The 17,507-nt window shown below is 49.6% G+C and carries 19 protein-coding genes and 1 riboswitch; of the genes, 14 read left to right on the top strand and 5 right to left on the bottom strand.

From position 1 onward, the window contains the following. The first annotated feature begins 11 nt into the window (after window positions 1-11). Window positions 12-1,046 (top strand): putative fimbrial-like adhesin protein, encoded by a 1,035-nt coding sequence (locus tag AACU19_RS11775; protein ID WP_105278902.1) that lies wholly within the window; start codon window positions 12-14, stop codon window positions 1,044-1,046. 81 nt (window positions 1,047-1,127) lie between these two features. Here the strand turns inward: AACU19_RS11775 and rcnB are convergent, their stop codons facing one another. Then, window positions 1,128-1,466 (bottom strand): Ni(II)/Co(II) efflux transporter accessory subunit RcnB, encoded by a 339-nt coding sequence (rcnB, locus tag AACU19_RS11780; RefSeq protein ID WP_000153074.1) that lies wholly within the window; start codon window positions 1,464-1,466, stop codon window positions 1,128-1,130. 218 nt (window positions 1,467-1,684) lie between these two features. After that, window positions 1,685-2,506 (bottom strand): nickel/cobalt efflux protein RcnA, encoded by an 822-nt coding sequence (gene rcnA / locus AACU19_RS11785; RefSeq protein ID WP_000134589.1) that lies wholly within the window; start codon window positions 2,504-2,506, stop codon window positions 1,685-1,687. Window positions 2,507-2,626: 120 nt separating this feature from the next. Here rcnA and rcnR point away from each other — a divergent pair, with 120 nt between their 5' ends. The 5 genes from rcnR to AACU19_RS11810 all read left to right on the top strand — a co-directional run bounded on the left by rcnR (window position 2,627) and on the right by AACU19_RS11810 (window position 6,388). Further along, the gene (gene rcnR / locus AACU19_RS11790) at window positions 2,627-2,899 is read left to right on the top strand and encodes a Ni(II)/Co(II)-binding transcriptional repressor RcnR (protein ID WP_000019944.1); all 273 of its coding nucleotides are present in this window, start codon (window positions 2,627-2,629) and stop codon (window positions 2,897-2,899) included. Window positions 2,900-2,990: 91 nt separating this feature from the next. Beyond that, window positions 2,991-3,087: riboswitch (TPP riboswitch) on the top strand. Between the two features lie 34 nt (window positions 3,088-3,121). Continuing rightward, complete coding sequence (thiM, locus tag AACU19_RS11795) at window positions 3,122-3,910, top strand: hydroxyethylthiazole kinase (protein WP_105276895.1); 789 nt, start codon at window positions 3,122-3,124, stop codon at window positions 3,908-3,910. Beyond that, window positions 3,907-4,707: a bifunctional hydroxymethylpyrimidine kinase/phosphomethylpyrimidine kinase gene (gene thiD / locus AACU19_RS11800; RefSeq protein ID WP_105276896.1), complete on the top strand. Its 801-nt coding sequence runs from the start codon at window positions 3,907-3,909 to the stop codon at window positions 4,705-4,707. The genes thiM and thiD overlap by 4 nt, the downstream gene beginning before the upstream one ends. Before the next feature lie 64 nt (window positions 4,708-4,771). Next, entirely contained in the window at window positions 4,772-5,590 is an 819-nt protein-coding gene (locus AACU19_RS11805; protein ID WP_105278903.1) for a glycoside hydrolase family 25 protein, read from the top strand. 51 nt (window positions 5,591-5,641) lie between these two features. Further along, a complete protein-coding gene (locus tag AACU19_RS11810; protein ID WP_000434034.1) occupies window positions 5,642-6,388 on the top strand; it encodes a GntR family transcriptional regulator in 747 nt (248 codons plus the stop codon). Here AACU19_RS11810 and AACU19_RS11815 read toward each other — a convergent pair. From AACU19_RS11815 to AACU19_RS11825, 3 genes are read right to left on the bottom strand one after another with little or no spacing between them, the layout of a single operon-like run. Then, window positions 6,362-7,327, bottom strand: coding sequence for a carbohydrate kinase family protein (locus tag AACU19_RS11815; RefSeq protein WP_000011992.1), 966 nt, complete (start codon window positions 7,325-7,327; stop codon window positions 6,362-6,364). The two genes, AACU19_RS11810 and AACU19_RS11815, sit on opposite strands and share 27 nt — an antisense overlap. After that, the gene (locus AACU19_RS11820) at window positions 7,324-8,328 is read right to left on the bottom strand and encodes an ADP-ribosylglycohydrolase family protein (protein WP_105278904.1); all 1,005 of its coding nucleotides are present in this window, start codon (window positions 8,326-8,328) and stop codon (window positions 7,324-7,326) included. The genes AACU19_RS11815 and AACU19_RS11820 overlap by 4 nt, the downstream gene beginning before the upstream one ends. After that, window positions 8,325-9,602: a nucleoside permease gene (locus tag AACU19_RS11825; protein WP_000858470.1), complete on the bottom strand. Its 1,278-nt coding sequence runs from the start codon at window positions 9,600-9,602 to the stop codon at window positions 8,325-8,327. The genes AACU19_RS11820 and AACU19_RS11825 overlap by 4 nt, the downstream gene beginning before the upstream one ends. 256 nt (window positions 9,603-9,858) lie before the next feature. Here AACU19_RS11825 and fbaB point away from each other — a divergent pair, with 256 nt between their 5' ends. From fbaB to AACU19_RS11865, 8 genes are all read left to right on the top strand, one after another. After that, complete coding sequence (fbaB, locus tag AACU19_RS11830; RefSeq protein ID WP_000129551.1) at window positions 9,859-10,911, top strand: class I fructose-bisphosphate aldolase; 1,053 nt, start codon at window positions 9,859-9,861, stop codon at window positions 10,909-10,911. 316 nt (window positions 10,912-11,227) lie between these two features. Continuing rightward, complete coding sequence (gatY, locus tag AACU19_RS11835) at window positions 11,228-12,082, top strand: tagatose-bisphosphate aldolase subunit GatY (RefSeq protein WP_105278905.1); 855 nt, start codon at window positions 11,228-11,230, stop codon at window positions 12,080-12,082. Window positions 12,083-12,110: 28 nt separating this feature from the next. Next, a complete protein-coding gene (gene gatZ, locus AACU19_RS11840) occupies window positions 12,111-13,373 on the top strand; it encodes a tagatose-bisphosphate aldolase subunit GatZ (protein ID WP_000853842.1) in 1,263 nt (420 codons plus the stop codon). A gap of 9 nt (window positions 13,374-13,382) precedes the next feature. Then, window positions 13,383-13,835: a PTS galactitol transporter subunit IIA gene (gatA, locus tag AACU19_RS11845; protein WP_105278906.1), complete on the top strand. Its 453-nt coding sequence runs from the start codon at window positions 13,383-13,385 to the stop codon at window positions 13,833-13,835. A gap of 30 nt (window positions 13,836-13,865) precedes the next feature. Beyond that, complete coding sequence (gatB, locus tag AACU19_RS11850) at window positions 13,866-14,150, top strand: PTS galactitol transporter subunit IIB (RefSeq protein ID WP_000823288.1); 285 nt, start codon at window positions 13,866-13,868, stop codon at window positions 14,148-14,150. A 3-nt stretch (window positions 14,151-14,153) separates the two neighbouring features. Further along, a complete protein-coding gene (locus tag AACU19_RS11855; RefSeq protein ID WP_000490663.1) occupies window positions 14,154-15,509 on the top strand; it encodes a PTS galactitol transporter subunit IIC in 1,356 nt (451 codons plus the stop codon). A 47-nt stretch (window positions 15,510-15,556) separates the two neighbouring features. Continuing rightward, the gene (gatD, locus tag AACU19_RS11860; RefSeq protein ID WP_032303335.1) at window positions 15,557-16,597 is read left to right on the top strand and encodes a galactitol-1-phosphate 5-dehydrogenase; all 1,041 of its coding nucleotides are present in this window, start codon (window positions 15,557-15,559) and stop codon (window positions 16,595-16,597) included. A gap of 105 nt (window positions 16,598-16,702) precedes the next feature. After that, entirely contained in the window at window positions 16,703-17,476 is a 774-nt protein-coding gene (locus AACU19_RS11865) for a DeoR/GlpR family DNA-binding transcription regulator (RefSeq protein WP_001295426.1), read from the top strand. Window positions 17,477-17,507: the final 31 nt, after the last annotated feature.

A 17,507-nucleotide genomic window follows, 5' to 3' on the forward strand; every position in this document is an offset into this window, starting at 1 on the left:
CGGGTGGCTCTATGAAAATTCGCATAATGTTATTTATATTAATTATGATGGTAATGCCTGTGAGTTATGCAGCATGTTATGGAGAGTTATCTGCCCAGCATAATTTTGCTGTTCAGGGGGATTTTGCACTTACTCAAACACAAACGGCAACATATGAGCATAATTTTAATGATTCGTCATGCGTGAGTACAAATACTATCACCCCTATGAGCCCGTCGGATATTATTGTTGGACTTTATAACGATACCATTAAATTAAATTTACATTTTGAATGGATCAATAAAAACAACATCACGTTGTCAAATAATCAGACCAGTTTCACCAATGGTTATTCGGTAACGGTGACACCTGCGGCCAGTAATGCAAAAGTGAATGTTTCTGCGGGGGGCGGCGGTTCAGTGATGATTAATGGTGTTGCGACATTATCCAGTGCTTCATCATCGACACGCGGGAGTGCTGCAGTACAATTCTTACTGTGTTTATTCGGTGGCAAGTCATGGGATGCATGTGTAAATAGCTACAGAAATGCATTGGCACAAAATGCAGGTGTCTATTCCTTTAATCTGACATTGTCATACAACCCGATAACCACAACCTGCAAACCGGACGATTTATTAATTACTTTAGAGAGTATTCCCGTTTCACAATTACCAGTTACAGGTAACAAAGCAACAATAAATAGTAACAAAGGGGATATTGTTCTGCGTTGTAAAAACTTATTAGGTCAACAAAATCAAACATCACGGAAAATGCAGGTGTATTTATCAAGTTCTGACTTGTTAACCAACAGCAACACAATACTGAAAGGTGCGGAAGATAATGGCGTAGGATTTATTCTTGAAAGTAATGGTTCTCCAGTCACACTTTTAAATATCACTAACAGCAGTAAAGAATACACAAATTTAAAAGAAATTGCGGCAAAGTCAAAACTTACAGATACAACGGTTTCAATTCCGATAACTGCCAGTTACTACGTCTACGATACAAATAAAATTAAATCTGGCGCACTGGAGGCAACCGCATTAATCAACGTGAAATACGACTAATAACAAGCAAGACGAGCAAGTGGCTAATAATAAAAAATAACAAGGTGTCTGCATTTCCCCCTCATGATGAGGGGGCTTTTTTTAGCGATGATAAAAAATCTCACCATCGTAGGCTTTAATGATTTTACCGTCGGTGTCGCTGATCAACACGTACGCGCCACCCATATAGGTCCAGTGCGTCCCGGCATCAGGCGCGGGCAGGTTACGTAACTGCCACTGCTTAATGTTGTACTCATCGGTGCGGTACATCTCTGGGACGGTATCGCCTGGTTTGAAATGCTTAAAGTCAGCAATGAAACTGCTTAACTCATACTTAGAAATTCCCGAGGTATTGGTCGAACCCGCGGTGGCTGGTGCGGCCCAGGCGGCACTGGTAACCAGCAAAAGCACACCCAGCAACATCTTATTTTTAATGGTCATAAACTCTCCACTTTGGGGATCTGTAATATCAGTCGCATATCTTTCCTGCCATACAATATAACTGACAAGCGATATTTTGTTAGTGATCCCATGATTTCGTAAAAAGTGTAAATGAAAGGATGCCCTAAAAGCATCCTTAGCGAGCAGAGAGCCAGCGGAAATAGCTGATTTAAGAATCATCCTGGGCTGAAGATAACATGCAAGCCTAAAGGATTGAGTTATCGCATTATGCCCATAAAGCCATGTACGCCCATATACACACCAACTAAGCCAATCAACAGACTGGAAAAATAGGGGGCGCGTTTAGCGAGAGTGTTAAATCCGCTCCAGCGTTTTGCGACCTGCTGAACGCTGATTGCTGCGCCAACGCCTACGGTGACCAGCGTTAACGCAAGGCCAATGCTGAAACTGACGACCAGTGTTGCGCCTAGTGTCAGGGCTTTCAACTGAATACAAATCAACAGCACGGTAATTGCTGCCGGGCAGGGGATCAGTCCACCTGTTAACCCAAACAATAAAATTTGCCAGTTGGTCACTTCTCTGCCATTGAAGCGTCGTTTGATGTCATTGGCATGGGCTCGTGCATGAGCATCCTGATACTCCCCATGTTCGTGATGGTGATGATGTCCATGGTCGTGGTGATCTTCGTGATCGTGATGATACTCATGATCATGCCCGTGCATATTCTCCAGCCAGTTGCGTTCGCCGCGCCAGGTACGCCAGAACATCCAGAACGCGGTGCCAATAATGATCACCGCGGAAATCAACTGGAGCCACGGTTCTGCAGATTGAGCAGTAAAACGTTTGCTGATCACCATCCCGCCAAAGGCAATCAACCAGACCACCGCGGTATGCGAAATGGTTGCTGCCAGTCCGAGCATCACTGCCTGTTTAATGGTGCCTTTGATGGCGATGATAAACGCCGCCATCATCGTTTTTGAGTGCCCTGGTTCCAGGCCATGAAGCGCACCAAGTAAGATGGCGCTGGGGATGAAGAACCAGGCATTTCCTTGCTGAAGAAGAGTGGTAAATTCGGTCATGATAATAATTCTTAGTATTAATTCGGCAATCCGATTCTACTCCCCCCCAGTACCTGATACTACCCCCCAGTAGAATAATAGTGCTATGATTTTTCATGTTCTTGTTAACCAGGTGTTGCCATGTCTCATACAATCCGTGATAAACAGAAACTGAAAGCGCGTGCCAGTAAGATTCAGGGCCAGGTCGTGGCGCTCAAGAAAATGCTCGACGAGCCGCACGAATGCGCAGCTGTTCTACAACAGATTGCTGCTATCCGTGGCGCGGTAAACGGTCTGATGCGGGAAGTGATTAAAGGTCATCTGACGGAACACATCGTTCACCAGGGGGATGAGCTAAAACGTGAAGAAGATCTGGATGTCGTTCTGAAGGTGCTGGATTCATATATCAAATAATTTCACAACGTTATTGTAATCCCGCCGTTTTTCCTCGTTTACAACGTGTGCGCGGGACATTACCATCCATCTCTGCGATTCATCATCGCAACCAAACGACTCGGGGTGCCCTTCTGCGTGAAGGCTGAGAAATACCCGTATCACCTGATCTGGATAATGCCAGCGTAGGGAAGTCACAGACCACCAGGTCATTGCTTCTTCACGTTATGGCAGGAGCAAACTATGCAAGTCGACCTGCTGAGTTCCGCGCAATCAGCGCACGCGTTAAACCTCTTTTACCAACACTCTCCTCTTGTGCATTGCATGACCAATGATGTGGTGCAAACCTTTACTGCCAATACCTTGCTGGCGCTCGGTGCATCGCCAGCGATGGTTATCGAAGCAGAAGAGGCCAGTCAGTTTGCGGCTATCGCCAGTGCGTTGCTGATTAACGTTGGCACACTGACACAGCCACGCGCACAGGCAATGCGTGCTGCCGTTGAACAGGCAACACACTCCCAAACGCCCTGGACGCTTGATCCGGTCGCGGTTGGCGCACTCGATTATCGTCGCCGTTTTTGTCATGAACTTTTATCTTTTAAACCGGCAGCGATACGTGGTAATGCTTCGGAAATCATGGCATTAGCTGGCGTTGCTAATGGTGGACGGGGAGTGGACACCACTGACGCCGCGGCTAACGCGATACCCGCTGCACAAACACTGGCACGGGAAACTGGCGCAATCGTCGTGGTCACAGGCGAGGTGGATTATATTACCGATGGTCGTCGCACCGTTGGCATTCACGGCGGCAATCCGTTAATGACCAAAGTGGTAGGAACTGGCTGTGCATTATCGGCAGTTGTCGCTGCCTGTTGTGCGCTACCAGGCGATACGCTGGAAAATATCGCATCTGCCTGTCACTGGATGAAACAAGCCGGAGAACGCGCAGTCGCCAGTAGCGAGGGGCCTGGCAGTTTTGTTCCCCATTTTCTTGATGCGCTCTGGCAATTGACGCAGGAGGTGCAGGCATGAAACGGATTAACGCTCTGACAATTGCAGGCACTGATCCCAGTGGTGGCGCAGGAATTCAGGCAGATCTCAAAACGTTCTCTGCACTTGGTGCTTATGGTTGTTCAGTAATAACCGCCCTGGTAGCGCAAAACACCCGAGGCGTGCAATCGGTGTATCGCATAGATCCTGATTTTGTCGCCGCGCAGTTGGATTCGGTGTTCACTGATGTGCGAATCGACACCACTAAAATCGGTATGTTGGCGGAAACCGATATTGTTGAAGCGGTGGCAGAACGGTTGCAACGTTATCAGATCCAAAACGTGGTACTCGACACCGTTATGCTGGCAAAAAGCGGCGACCCTCTGCTTTCACCTTCGGCGGTTGCCACGCTGCGCAGTCGATTATTGCCACAGGTTTCATTAATAACGCCAAACTTGCCCGAAGCTGCCGCCTTGCTCGACGCGCCACACGCGCGCAACGAACAGGAAATGCTGGAACAAGGGCGATCGCTGTTGGCGATGGGCTGTGGCGCAGTGCTAATGAAAGGTGGTCATCTGGATGATGAGCAAAGCCCGGACTGGCTGTTTACCCGCGAGGGTGAACAACGGTTTACCGCACCGCGCATTATGACCAAAAACACTCACGGCACTGGTTGTACGCTCTCTGCGGCGTTGGCTGCACTGCGCCCGCGCCATACAAACTGGGCTGACACCGTACAGGAGGCAAAAAGCTGGCTTTCATCGGCGTTAGCCCAGGCCGACACGCTGGAAGTTGGCGACGGTATTGGTCCGGTTCACCACTTCCACGCCTGGTGGTGAGCACCGTACTATAGCTGCTTTGGTTATTGTCAGTCTTTGGCGCTGACATTCAGGGATGAAACCAATGCAACTGAGAATCACCAGTCGAAAAAAATTCACCGCTTTATTATGCGCTCTTGGGCTAATTTCCATCGTTGCAATTTATCCGCGTCAGACGGTGAATTTTTTCTATTCGACAGCTATTCAGATTAAAGACTACATCCACTTCTACGGTTATCGCCCGGTTAAATCTTTCGCTATTCGCATTCCTGCCAGTTACACCATTCACGGAATAGATGTTTCGCGCTGGCAGGAGCGGATCGACTGGCAGCGGGTGGCTAAAATGCGCGATAACGGTATTCGTTTGCAATTTGCCTTTATCAAGGCGACGGAAGGCGAAAAGCTGGTGGACCCGTATTTTTCGCGTAACTGGCAACTAAGCCGCGAAAATGGCCTGTTGCGTGGGGCGTATCATTATTTTTCCCCGTCGGTATCCGCCTCAGTTCAGGCGCGATTATTTCTGCAAACGGTGGATTTCTCACAAGGCGATCTCCCTGCCGTGCTGGACGTAGAAGAACGGGGAAAATTATCGGCAAAAGAATTACGCAAGCGGGTAAGTCAGTGGCTAAAAATGGTCGAAAAACGCACGGGAAAAAAGCCGATTATTTACTCAGGAGCCGTTTTTTATCACACCAATCTGGCGGGCTATTTCAATGAATATCCGTGGTGGGTGGCTCACTATTATCAACGTCGTCCGGACAATGACGGCATGGCCTGGCGCTTCTGGCAACATTCCGACCGTGGCCAGGTGGATGGCATTAATGGCCTGGTGGATTTTAATGTGTTTAATGGCACGGTGGAGGAGCTGCAGGGATTCGTTGATGGGATTAAAGAAACGCCTTAAATAAGAAGCAGTGATATACTCCCTCCAGACTCATCGCCTGGAAAAAGACAAATGGAACAAGCGCATACCCAGCTGATTGCCCAACTGAACGAACGTATTTTAGCGGCGGATAACACGCCGCTTTATATTAAGTTTGCCGAAACGGTGAAAAATGCCGTGCGCAGCGGGGTGCTGGAACATGGCAATATTTTACCCGGCGAGCGCGATTTAAGTCAGTTAACCGGCGTTTCGCGTATTACGGTGCGCAAGGCGATGCAGGCGCTGGAAGAAGAGGGCGTGGTGACACGTTCGCGCGGCTACGGCACGCAGATTAATAACATCTTTGAATACTCGTTAAAAGAAGCGCGAGGATTTTCTCAGCAGGTGGTGTTGCGCGGGAAAAAACCAGATACGCTATGGGTTAACAAGCGAGTGGTTAAATGCCCTGAAGAGGTGGCGCAGCAATTGGCGGTCGAAGCGGGTAGTGATGTCTTTTTGCTTAAGCGTATTCGCTATGTTGATGAAGAAGCGGTCTCTATTGAGGAGTCGTGGGTTCCGGCGCATTTAATTCATGATGTTGATGCCATCGGAATCTCTCTTTATGACTACTTCCGCAGTCAGCATATTTTTCCAAAGCGTACCCGTTCCCGCGTTAGCGCCCGGATGCCGGATGCCGAGTTTCAGTCACATATTCAATTAGATAGTAAAATACCGGTGCTGGTGATCAAGCAAGTGGCGCTTGACCAACAGCAACGGCCTATTGAGTACAGCATCAGCCACTGTCGCAGTGATCTATACGTTTTTGTGTGTGAGGAGTAGTTCCTCGCGGGTTGGCGCGCAATCACCGCCGCGATGCCCGACAACCCACGACGCCACTGCATTGCCCAGCAATACGGCATCCGCCAGTGGCAAACCAGAGGCCAGTCCAGCTAATACGCCACCTGCATGACTGTCGCCCGCCCCAATGGTGTCTACAACTTGCGTTGGAAATGCCGGGATGCAGCCAGAAGCGTTATTGCTGAAATACCATGCGCCTTCTTTATCCAGACGAACGATCAACGGCGCGGCAAATTTCTCCTGCCATTGCTTGCCAAGTGTTGTTATCTCTGCTGATAAAGCAAAACGTTCGGCGGCAATCTCAACCTCCTGACGATTGAGTGACACTAAAGGTCGACAGGCCATGATTCGCGCCAGTAATGCATCCGGGATATCGCCAATACGTGGGCCAAAATCGATGAACGGCGTCACGTCTTGCAGACTCTCCAGCCATTCCACTAACAATTCACCGCAGGGCGAGGCCAGTTGATAACCGGAAAAATAGAGCAGGCTGCCAGGCGCAACGGTTAATCGCGCCAACCATTCGCGATTCCACTGATTTTCCACACCACTGAACGACATAAACGTGCGTTCACCATCAGGCTCAACCAGCGCCAGACACCAGCCGTTATCGCCTTCGGCGTTATCGATGAGGCTGATTAATCCTTCTTTCGCCATCCGGTTACGAATAATTTCCGCCCACACACCCTGGCCGAGCGGCAGGGCATTACCCGCTTCGATACCGAGGCGATTTAACGCCACGGCAATATTCAGTGCACAGCCGCCAACGTTAACGCTCTGCTGTTTCAGTTCGATATCGCACCCACGCCAGGGTAGGGCATAAGCGTCGGCGATCACATCAATGACCGCCGCGCCGACGACCATCACCGGCTGACGCGTGGTTAATTCAGGCAGCAGCGTGTGTAATCGAGCGCCGCTCATACCGCCTCCCGTTGTTGGCGATACTTTGCCAGCGCCGTGGCATAATGATTAAAATCAAGCTGATTTACCGCATCCAGCTCCGTCTTAAACGCAGGATCGATAGCGTTAACGCCATGCAATGCGCCGCAAATCGCCGTCGCCATAGCGCCGATGGTGTCTGTGTCGCCGCCAAGGTTAGCGCACAGGATGGCGCAACGGTTCGGGTCGGTTTGTGCCAGTTCAACCAGCGCAATGGCGCACGGAACGGACTCAATAGTACTGGTACCTGCCCCAACCACCTGATACAGCTGTTCGCTGGCGGATTCGGTGCCGTCGGCATTGCGCACAATTTTCAGCGCAATCTCCAGGCGTGCCGCCAGTGAGGCGCTGAAGGTGGTGATGCGTTTTTGCTGTGCATGTCGCGCAATCGAGGGTAGAGAATCAACAATCGCTGACCAGCTTTCTCCGTCAATGGCACGGGAAATCGCCCATGCGATGACTACCGCACCTGCAACCGCCAGATCGGATTTATGGGTCGGGCTGGACGCCAGCGCCACATCATCAATAAAGGAATCAACATCGCGCGCCGAAAGCAAACAACCTAATGGCGAGACGCGCATCGCTGCGCCGTTGGTCACGCCATTGTTTTCCAGTTCAGCAACGGGTTTACCGTCGCGAATGGCGTTGAGAGCAATCTTCGAGGTCGGGCCAAGCACGTTTTTATTGAAGGCGTCGAAACGCAGCGCCCAGTCGAGAATATTACGCCCAATCAGATCCGGATCGATCTCGCCTTCACGTTCCAGTAACGCATCCGCCAGACACAGCGCCATTGAGGTATCGTCGGTGAATTCGGCGCGGTTAAAATAACAGGCCGCGTTATTCTCCTTTGGTCCAGGCAGAAAACGGTCAATCCAGCCAAAGTGTGCTTTAACGCGGCTGCGTGGCCAAAGCTCGGACGGCATCCCCATCGCATCCCCTAACGCCTGCCCATAAAGAGCACCGAGAATACGTTCTGTTTTCATTTAACTTCCCCTTGTGTCAACGCAATATCGCGATCATCGACCTTGATAGCCGTAATTTCGTTGTCGGATTCGCGGAAAAAAATCATGAACAGCACGGCGATAATGGCAATCATCACCGCGCCGAAAGTCCACATCCCGGACCAGTTGAAAGTCAGTCCGTTTACCGGTTCCGGATAAGCGAACATCTTTTCCATCATCACACCGCCAAGACGATAGCCGAGCAAACTGCCGAATCCCTGGCAGCAGAGCGTGATCAGCCCCTGCGCAGCGGTACGCATATGCACGGGGGCTTTTTTATCGACATAGATGTAAGCGGTAACGTAGTAAAAATCGTAACTTACTCCATGCAGCAAAATGCCGAGGAACAGTAACGCGTAGGTGAAATATTCATCCGCACTACCGTAAATAAAGAAGCCATAGCGGATCGCTGCGGTGACCAGACCAAGTAATAATACCTTTTTGATACCAAAGCGTTTGGTAAAAAACGGCAATGCCAGCATAAAGAAGATTTCAGAGAACTGCCCGAGCGTCATCCAGCCGGTGGCATTTTTCATGCCGACTTCTGTCAGATAACCGTTGGCAAAGATGTAATAGAACGCCAGTGGCATCGCAAACAGGAATGAACAGAAGAAAAAGACGAGGAAGTTTTTATCGCGCAGCAGGATCAGCGCATCCAGGCCGAGCATGACTTTAATGTCCATTTTGCCGGTGCTTTTTGGCGGCGTGTCGGGCAGGAAAAACGCAAACACACCGAGCAGAGCAGAACTTCCGGCGGTAATCAGCAGCGGGATGTTAGTCGGAGAGATATCGGCATAACCCAGCATTTGCGGCAAAAATCCACATGCCAGACCGGAGGCAATCCAGCCGATAGTGCCCATCACACGAATGCGTGGGAAATCACGCTCCACATCCGGCACGTTGGCAAAAGCGATACTGTTAGTCAGCGCAATGGTCGGCATATAGGTTAGCGAGTAGGCCAGCAGTAACGGGAAGAACCCGGCAAAAGTGGTCTGTTGCGCAGCGAAATACATCAGCGCCGCACCAGCGAACATCAATACCGCCAGCACTTTCTGCGCCGAGAAAAAGCGGTCAGTGATGGAGCCAACCAGAATTGGCGACAGGATCGCCGCAATGGCGGTACAGGCATACGACCAGCCAATTTCTCCGGCACTAAAACCGCTTTTACTTAACCACAACCACAATGGCACAAACCACGCGCCCCAGATAAACCATTCAACAAACATCATGAACGACAGCTTTGCTGTTGTTTTCATCTTTTAATTCCTTCATGACAGGTAATGTAAGGTACGCGATGACAATACCATTTAATAATACCTTTTAAATACCTTTGCGGTGAAAACTTGACCTCTGTAACACTTTTTCTGATGAATCGTGCCAACAGAAAACGCTGAAAAAACATCCAGAAGATGGAAAAATTCTCCCGTAACGACCAGGATTATGATTGCCCGCAAAAGGCGGGCCAGGACAATCCATAGCCGATATCCAATCGGAATTTACGGGAGCATAGTAATGACAGATATTGCGCAGTTGCTTGGCAAAGACGCCGACAACCTTTTACAGCACCGTTGTATGACTATTCCTTCTGACCAGCTTTATCTCCCCGGACATGACTACGTAGACCGCGTGATGATTGACAATAATCGCCCGCCAGCGGTGTTACGTAATATGCAGACGTTGTACAACACTGGGCGTCTGGCTGGCACAGGATATCTTTCTATTCTGCCGGTTGACCAGGGCGTTGAGCACTCTGCCGGAGCTTCATTTGCCGCTAACCCGCTCTACTTTGACCCGAAAAACATTGTTGAACTGGCGATCGAAGCGGGCTGTAACTGTGTGGCGTCAACTTACGGCGTGCTGGCATCGGTATCGCGGCGTTACGCGCATCGCATTCCATTCCTTGTCAAACTTAATCACAACGAGACGCTAAGTTACCCGAACACTTACGATCAAACGCTGTATGCCAGCGTGGAGCAGGCGTTCAACATGGGCGCGGTGGCGGTTGGCGCGACCATCTATTTTGGCTCGGAAGAGTCACGTCGCCAGATTGAAGAAATTTCTGCGGCTTTTGAACGTGCGCACGAGCTGGGCATGGTGACCGTGCTGTGGGCCTATTTGCGTAACTCCGCCTTTAAGAAAGATGGCGTTGATTACCATGTTTCCGCCGACCTGACAGGTCAGGCGAACCATCTGGCGGCAACCATAGGCGCAGATATCGTCAAACAAAAAATGGCGGAAAATAACGGCGGCTATAAAGCGATTAATTACGGTTATACCGACGATCGCGTTTACAGCAAGTTGACCAGCGAAAACCCGATTGATCTGGTGCGTTATCAGTTAGCTAACTGCTATATGGGCCGGGCAGGGTTGATAAACTCCGGCGGTGCTGCAGGCGGTGAAACTGACCTCAGCGATGCAGTGCGTACTGCGGTCATCAACAAACGCGCTGGCGGAATGGGGCTGATTCTTGGACGTAAGGCGTTCAAGAAATCGATGGCTGACGGCGTGAAACTGATTAACGCCGTGCAGGACGTTTATCTCGATAGCAAAATTACTATCGCCTGATACGCCTCATACGAACAGCACTACCCCGTAGGGCGGATAAGGCGTTCACACCGCATCCGGCAACCTATGCCTGATGCGACGCTGAAGCGTCTTATCATGCCTACACAGCGCTGCCACGTATGCCGGATAAGGCGTTTACGTTGCATCCGGCATAAAAACACGCGCACTTCGTTACGGCTTCCCCCGGGAGGCCGTTTTTTTTTCCTGTCATTCTGATTAATTTTCATATTGTCGTTTTTGTGATCGTTATCTCGACATTTGAAAACAAATAATTTCATTATATTTTGAAATCGAAAACAAACGACAGGATGTGAAAATGTACGTGGTATCGACAAAGCAGATGCTGAACAACGCGCAGCGCGGCGGTTATGCGGTTCCGGCATTCAATATTCACAATCTCGAAACGATGCACGTGGTGGTGGAAACCGCTGCCAGCATGCATGCGCCGGTCATCATCGCCGGAACGCCCGGCACATTTACTCAGGCTGGTACAGAAAATCTGGTGGCGCTGGTCAGCGCGATGGCGAAGCAATATCACCATCCATTGGCGATTCACCTCGACCATCACACGAAATTTGACGATATCGCTCAGAAGGTTCGTTCTGGCGTGCGCTCAGTCATGATTGACGCCTCGCATTTGCCTTTTGCGCAAAATATTTCACGGGTCAAAGAGGTGGTGGATTTTTGCCATCGCTTTGATGTCAGCGTCGAAGCAGAGCTGGGGCAGCTTGGGGGCCAGGAAGATGATGTACAAGTCAATGAAGCTGATGCGTTGTATACCAACCCCATTCAGGCGCGTGAATTTGCCGAGACAACCGGGATTGATTCCCTGGCGGTCGCCATCGGCACGGCTCACGGTATGTATGCCAGCGCACCGGCGCTTGATTTTTCTCGACTGGAGAACATTCGCCAGTGGGTGAACTTACCGCTGGTGCTGCATGGCGCGTCAGGGTTATCGACTAAGGATATTCAGCAAACCATCAAACTGGGGATATGCAAAATCAACGTTGCAACGGAGCTGAAAAATGCATTCTCGCAGGCGTTAAAAAATTACCTGACCGAGCACCCCGAAGCGACCGATCCCCGGGATTATTTGCAGTCGGCTAAATCCGCAATGCGCGATGTGGTGAGCAAAGTGATTGCTGATTGTTGCTGCGAGGGCAGGGCATAACGCACCTGCCATTTAACAAGGAAAAAACATGAAAACGTTAATTGCCCGGCATAAAGCTGGTGAACATATCGGCATATGTTCAGTCTGTTCTGCCCATCCGTTGGTTATCGAAGCGGCGCTGGCATTTGATCGCAACAGCACGCGCAAAGTGCTGATTGAAGCAACGTCAAACCAGGTCAATCAATTTGGCGGTTATACCGGAATGACACCGGCGGACTTTCGCGAATTTGTGTTTGCGATTGCCGATAAAGTCGGATTTGCTCGTGAGCGTATCATTCTCGGCGGCGACCATCTGGGACCGAACTGCTGGCAGCAAGAAAATGCGGATACGGCGATGGAAAAATCCGTCGAGCTGGTAAAAGCATATGTTCGAGCGGGGTTCAGTAAAATTCACCTTGATGCGTCAATGTCATGTGCGGGGGATCCAATACCATTAGCGCCAGAAACGGTTGCTGAACGTGCTGCCGTGCTTTGCCACGCAGCGGAGAGTGTGGCGACAGATTGCCAGCGTGAGCAACTGAGCTATGTCATTGGCACCGAAGTTCCGGTTCCGGGCGGTGAGGCCAGCGCCATTCAGTCAGTACACATTACCCGGGTTGAAGATGCCGCCAATACTTTACGTACGCATCAAAAGGCCTTTATTGCTCGTGGGCTGACAGAGGCGTTAACACGCGTGATTGCCATCGTGGTACAGCCGGGTGTGGAATTTGATCACAGCAATATTATCCATTATCAGCCGCAAGAAGCGCAGGCGCTGGCGCAATGGATAGAAAACACCCGAATGGTTTATGAAGCACATTCTACCGATTACCAGACCCGGACGGCTTATTGGGAATTAGTCCGCGATCACTTTGCAATTTTGAAAGTAGGGCCAGCATTAACCTTTGCTCTACGTGAGGCGATATTTGCGTTGGCACAAATTGAGCAGGAAATTATCGCCCCCGAAAATCGCAGCGGTTGCCTGGCGGTAATTGAAGAAGTGATGATCGACGAACCGCAGTACTGGAAAAAATATTATCGCACGGGTTTTAACGATTCATTACTGGATATTCGTTACAGCCTGTCGGATCGTATTCGTTATTACTGGCCGCATAGTCGAATTAAAAATAGCGTTGAAACGATGATGGCGAATCTGGAAGACGTGGACATCCCACTGGGCATGATTAGTCAGTATCTACCCAAACAATTTGAACGCATACAGTCCGGGGAATTATCGGCAATACCGTATCAGTTGATTATGGATAAAATTTATGATGTTTTGCGTGCCTATCGCTACGGCTGTGCGGAATAAGGACGGTATATGACTAACCTGTTTGTTCGTAGCGGAATTTCTTTTGTCGATCGTAGCGAAGTTTTAACCCATATCGGTAATGAGATGATCGTGAAAGGTGTGGTTCATGAAACCTGGCCACAGGCATTAATTGCCAGAGAAGCAGAATTCCCCACCGGGATAATGCTTGAACAGCACGCCATTGCAATACCGCATTGTGAGGCGATTCATGCTAAGTCGTCAGCCATTTATCTGTTAAGGCCAACAAATAAAGTTCATTTTCAGCAAGCGGATGATGATAACGACGTGGCGGTATCGTTGGTTATTGCGTTGATTGTGGAAAATCCGCAGCAGCAATTGAAACTTTTACGCTGTTTATTTGGCAAGTTACAACAGCCCGAGATCGTCGAGACACTAATCACTCTTCCTGAAACCCAGTTAAAGGAATACTTCACAAAGTATGTTTTAGATTCAGACGAATAAATCCCTCTGTAACAATAAAAAGGACTATTTATGAAACGCAAGATTATTGTCGCTTGCGGAGGCGCGGTTGCGACCTCTACGATGGCGGCGGAAGAAATTAAAGAGTTGTGTCAGAGTCATAATATTCCTGTTGAATTAATCCAGTGTCGGGTTAATGAAATAGAGACCTATATGGATGGCGTGCATTTGATATGTACTACCGCCAGAGTTGACCGCAGTTTTGGCGATATTCCGTTAGTTCACGGCATGCCTTTTGTTTCTGGTGTCGGTATCGAAGCATTACAAAATAAAATTCTGACTATCTTACAGGGGTGACCTATGTTTTCAGAAGTCATGCGTTATATTCTCGACCTCGGCCCTACGGTCATGTTGCCGATTGTCATCATTATTTTTTCTAAGATATTAGGCATGAAGGCAGGCGATTGCTTTAAAGCGGGTCTGCATATCGGGATTGGCTTTGTTGGCATTGGCCTTGTGATTGGCTTAATGCTGGATTCCATTGGCCCGGCGGCGAAAGCAATGGCGGAAAATTTCGACCTGAATCTGCATGTGGTCGATGTCGGCTGGCCGGGCTCTTCACCAATGACCTGGGCGTCGCAAATTGCGCTGGTGGCGATTCCGATTGCGATTCTGGTTAACGTGGCGATGCTACTGACCCGTATGACGCGGGTGGTAAATGTTGATATATGGAATATCTGGCATATGACCTTCACCGGCGCATTGCTGCATCTGGCAACCGGTTCATGGATGATAGGGATGGCGGGTGTGGTTATTCACGCGGCGTTTGTTTATAAACTCGGCGACTGGTTTGCCCGCGATACCCGAAATTTCTTTGAGCTGGAAGGCATTGCTATTCCGCACGGTACATCGGCGTATCTGGGGCCGATAGCGGTGCTGGTGGATGCTATCATCGAGAAAATCCCAGGGGTTAACCGTATTAAATTTAGTGCCGACGATATCCAGCGCAAATTTGGTCCTTTTGGCGAGCCCGTCACCGTGGGCTTTGTGATGGGGCTGATTATCGGCATTCTCGCGGGGTACGATGTCAAAGGCGTATTGCAACTGGCGGTAAAAACGGCGGCAGTCATGCTGCTGATGCCACGGGTGATTAAGCCCATCATGGATGGTTTAACGCCCATCGCGAAGCAGGCCCGTAGTCGTTTACAGGCGAAGTTCGGCGGTCAGGAGTTCCTGATTGGCCTTGATCCGGCATTACTGCTGGGGCATACGGCGGTGGTATCGGCGAGCCTGATTTTTATCCCGCTCACCATTTTAATTGCTGTTTGTGTTCCGGGTAATCAGGTACTGCCGTTTGGCGACCTTGCCACCATCGGCTTCTTTGTTGCGATGGCTGTTGCCGTGCATCGTGGAAATCTGTTCCGCACCTTAATCTCGGGTGTCATCATTATGAGCATCACCCTGTGGATCGCGACGCAAACTATTGGTTTGCACACCCAACTGGCGGCTAATGCTGGGGCGTTAAAAGCCGGGGGCATGGTGGCTTCAATGGATCAGGGCGGTTCTCCCATTACCTGGTTACTGATTCAGGTTTTCTCCCCGCAAAATATTCCCGGTTTCATTATTATCGGTGCCATTTATCTTACCGGTATTTTCATGACCTGGCGTAGAGCGCGCGGCTTTATTAAACAAGAGAAAGCCGTTCTCGCAGAATAATTTTTACCTGAGGGGGAGTTTATCCCCCTTAATAATCAGGAGTTTTTATGAAATCAGTGGTGAATGATACTGATGGTATCGTACGCGTTGCCCAACGAGTCATTCCTGAAATTAAACATCAGGATGAGGTGCGGGTAAAAATTGCCAGCTCGGGATTATGTGGTTCCGATTTACCCAGAATTTTTAAAAATGGTGCACATTATTATCCAATAACGTTAGGCCATGAATTTAGCGGCTATATTGATGCTGTGGGATCCGGTGTTGATGATTTACATCCTGGCGATGCGGTTGCCTGTGTGCCGTTATTACCCTGTTTTACTTGTCCAGAGTGTCTGAAAGGGTTTTATTCCCAGTGCGCAAAATATGATTTTATTGGCTCACGGCGTGATGGTGGGTTTGCCGAATATATTGTCGTAAAGCGGAAAAATGTCTTTGCTCTACCTGCGCATATGCCTATTGAGGATGGGGCTTTTATTGAACCGATTACCGTTGGCCTGCATGCTTTCCATTTAGCGCAAGGTTGTGAGAATAAAAACGTTATTATTATTGGTGCCGGAACCATTGGCCTGCTGGCCATTCAGTGCGCTGTCGCGCTGGGAGCAAAGAGTGTGACGGCTATCGACATTAGCTCAGAAAAACTGGCACTGGCAAAATCTTTCGGTGCGATGCAAACATTTAACAGCCTTGAAATGAGCGCGCCGCAAATGCAGGGCGTTTTACGCGAGCTGCGCTTTAATCAGCTTATCCTCGAGACGGCTGGCGTCCCGCAAACCGTCGAACTGGCGGTAGAGATTGCCGGGCCTCATGCCCAGCTGGCGCTGGTGGGCACGTTGCATCAGGATCTGCATTTAACATCGACAACGTTTGGCAAAATATTACGTAAAGAGCTGACGGTTATCGGCAGTTGGATGAACTACTCCAGCCCTTGGCCGGGGCAGGAGTGGGAAACGGCGAGCCGGTTGCTGACAGAACGTAAGTTAAGCCTGGAGCCATTAATCGCTCACCGTGGAAGCTTTGAAAGCTTCGCCCAGGCGGTGCGTGACATCGCTCGTAATGCTATGCCGGGCAAAGTGTTGCTTATTCCCTGAAACCGCGGGCCAGCGTGATGCTGGCCCGATATTGTGCAAAACAGATCATTCACCAATGGTCCCCCTTCGTTTACACTAGCCACAATTGAATATGGGTAAATGACGATGAATTCATTCGAGCGAAGGAATAAGATCATCCAATTAGTGAATGAACAGGGAACCGTGCTTGTTCAGGATCTGGCGGGAGTATTTGCTGCCTCGGAAGCGACAATCCGTGCCGATTTGCGCTTTCTCGAACAAAAAGGCGTGGTTACGCGCTTTCATGGCGGTGCGGCGAAAATAATGTCCGGTAATAGTGAAACCGAGACCCAGGAAGTCGGGTTTAAAGAGCGATTTCAGCTCGCCAGCGCGCCGAAAAACAGAATAGCGCAGGCGGCAGTCAAAATGATCCACGAAGGGATGACCGTTATTCTCGACAGCGGAAGTACGACAATGCTTATCGCCGAAGGTTTAATGACCGCCAAAAATATCACGGTGATTACCAACAGTCTCCCGGCGGCGTTTGCCCTTTCCGAAAATAAAGACATTACTCTGGTCGTCTGTGGTGGCACGGTCCGCCATAAAACGCGCTCGATGCATGGCTCCATTGCCGAGCGTTCATTGCAGGATATTAATGCCGATTTAATGTTTGTCGGTGCTGATGGTATTGATGCGGTTAATGGTATTACGACCTTTAATGAAGGTTATTCGATTAGCGGTGCGATGGTCACAGCCGCTAATAAAGTGATTGCCGTTCTCGATTCATCGAAATTTAACCGTCGCGGTTTTAATCAGGTACTGCCAATCGAAAAAATTGATATTATTATTACTGATGATGCCGTGTCAGAGGTGGATAAACTGGCATTGCAGAAAACACGGGTGAAATTAATTACGGTGTAGCATTGTTCTTTATGCCGGATAAGGTGTGTAC

Origin of the sequence: Escherichia sp. MOD1-EC4550 (genome assembly GCF_963876935.1) — a bacterium.
GTDB classification, from domain to species: domain Bacteria; phylum Pseudomonadota; class Gammaproteobacteria; order Enterobacterales; family Enterobacteriaceae; genus Escherichia; species Escherichia coli_F.

Coding starts and splice junctions, on each gene's coding strand:
- AACU19_RS11775 (WP_105278902.1), top strand. CDS start 12: ATGAAAATTCGCATAATGTTATTTATATTAATTATGATGGTAATGCCT.
- rcnB (WP_000153074.1), bottom strand. CDS start 1,466: ATGACCATTAAAAATAAGATGTTGCTGGGTGTGCTTTTGCTGGTTACC.
- rcnA (WP_000134589.1), bottom strand. CDS start 2,506: ATGACCGAATTTACCACTCTTCTTCAGCAAGGAAATGCCTGGTTCTTC.
- rcnR (WP_000019944.1), top strand. CDS start 2,627: ATGTCTCATACAATCCGTGATAAACAGAAACTGAAAGCGCGTGCCAGT.
- thiM (WP_105276895.1), top strand. CDS start 3,122: ATGCAAGTCGACCTGCTGAGTTCCGCGCAATCAGCGCACGCGTTAAAC.
- thiD (WP_105276896.1), top strand. CDS start 3,907: ATGAAACGGATTAACGCTCTGACAATTGCAGGCACTGATCCCAGTGGT.
- AACU19_RS11805 (WP_105278903.1), top strand. CDS start 4,772: ATGCAACTGAGAATCACCAGTCGAAAAAAATTCACCGCTTTATTATGC.
- AACU19_RS11810 (WP_000434034.1), top strand. CDS start 5,642: ATGGAACAAGCGCATACCCAGCTGATTGCCCAACTGAACGAACGTATT.
- AACU19_RS11815 (WP_000011992.1), bottom strand. CDS start 7,327: ATGAGCGGCGCTCGATTACACACGCTGCTGCCTGAATTAACCACGCGT.
- AACU19_RS11820 (WP_105278904.1), bottom strand. CDS start 8,328: ATGAAAACAGAACGTATTCTCGGTGCTCTTTATGGGCAGGCGTTAGGG.
- AACU19_RS11825 (WP_000858470.1), bottom strand. CDS start 9,602: ATGAAAACAACAGCAAAGCTGTCGTTCATGATGTTTGTTGAATGGTTT.
- fbaB (WP_000129551.1), top strand. CDS start 9,859: ATGACAGATATTGCGCAGTTGCTTGGCAAAGACGCCGACAACCTTTTA.
- gatY (WP_105278905.1), top strand. CDS start 11,228: ATGTACGTGGTATCGACAAAGCAGATGCTGAACAACGCGCAGCGCGGC.
- gatZ (WP_000853842.1), top strand. CDS start 12,111: ATGAAAACGTTAATTGCCCGGCATAAAGCTGGTGAACATATCGGCATA.
- gatA (WP_105278906.1), top strand. CDS start 13,383: ATGACTAACCTGTTTGTTCGTAGCGGAATTTCTTTTGTCGATCGTAGC.
- gatB (WP_000823288.1), top strand. CDS start 13,866: ATGAAACGCAAGATTATTGTCGCTTGCGGAGGCGCGGTTGCGACCTCT.
- AACU19_RS11855 (WP_000490663.1), top strand. CDS start 14,154: ATGTTTTCAGAAGTCATGCGTTATATTCTCGACCTCGGCCCTACGGTC.
- gatD (WP_032303335.1), top strand. CDS start 15,557: ATGAAATCAGTGGTGAATGATACTGATGGTATCGTACGCGTTGCCCAA.
- AACU19_RS11865 (WP_001295426.1), top strand. CDS start 16,703: ATGAATTCATTCGAGCGAAGGAATAAGATCATCCAATTAGTGAATGAA.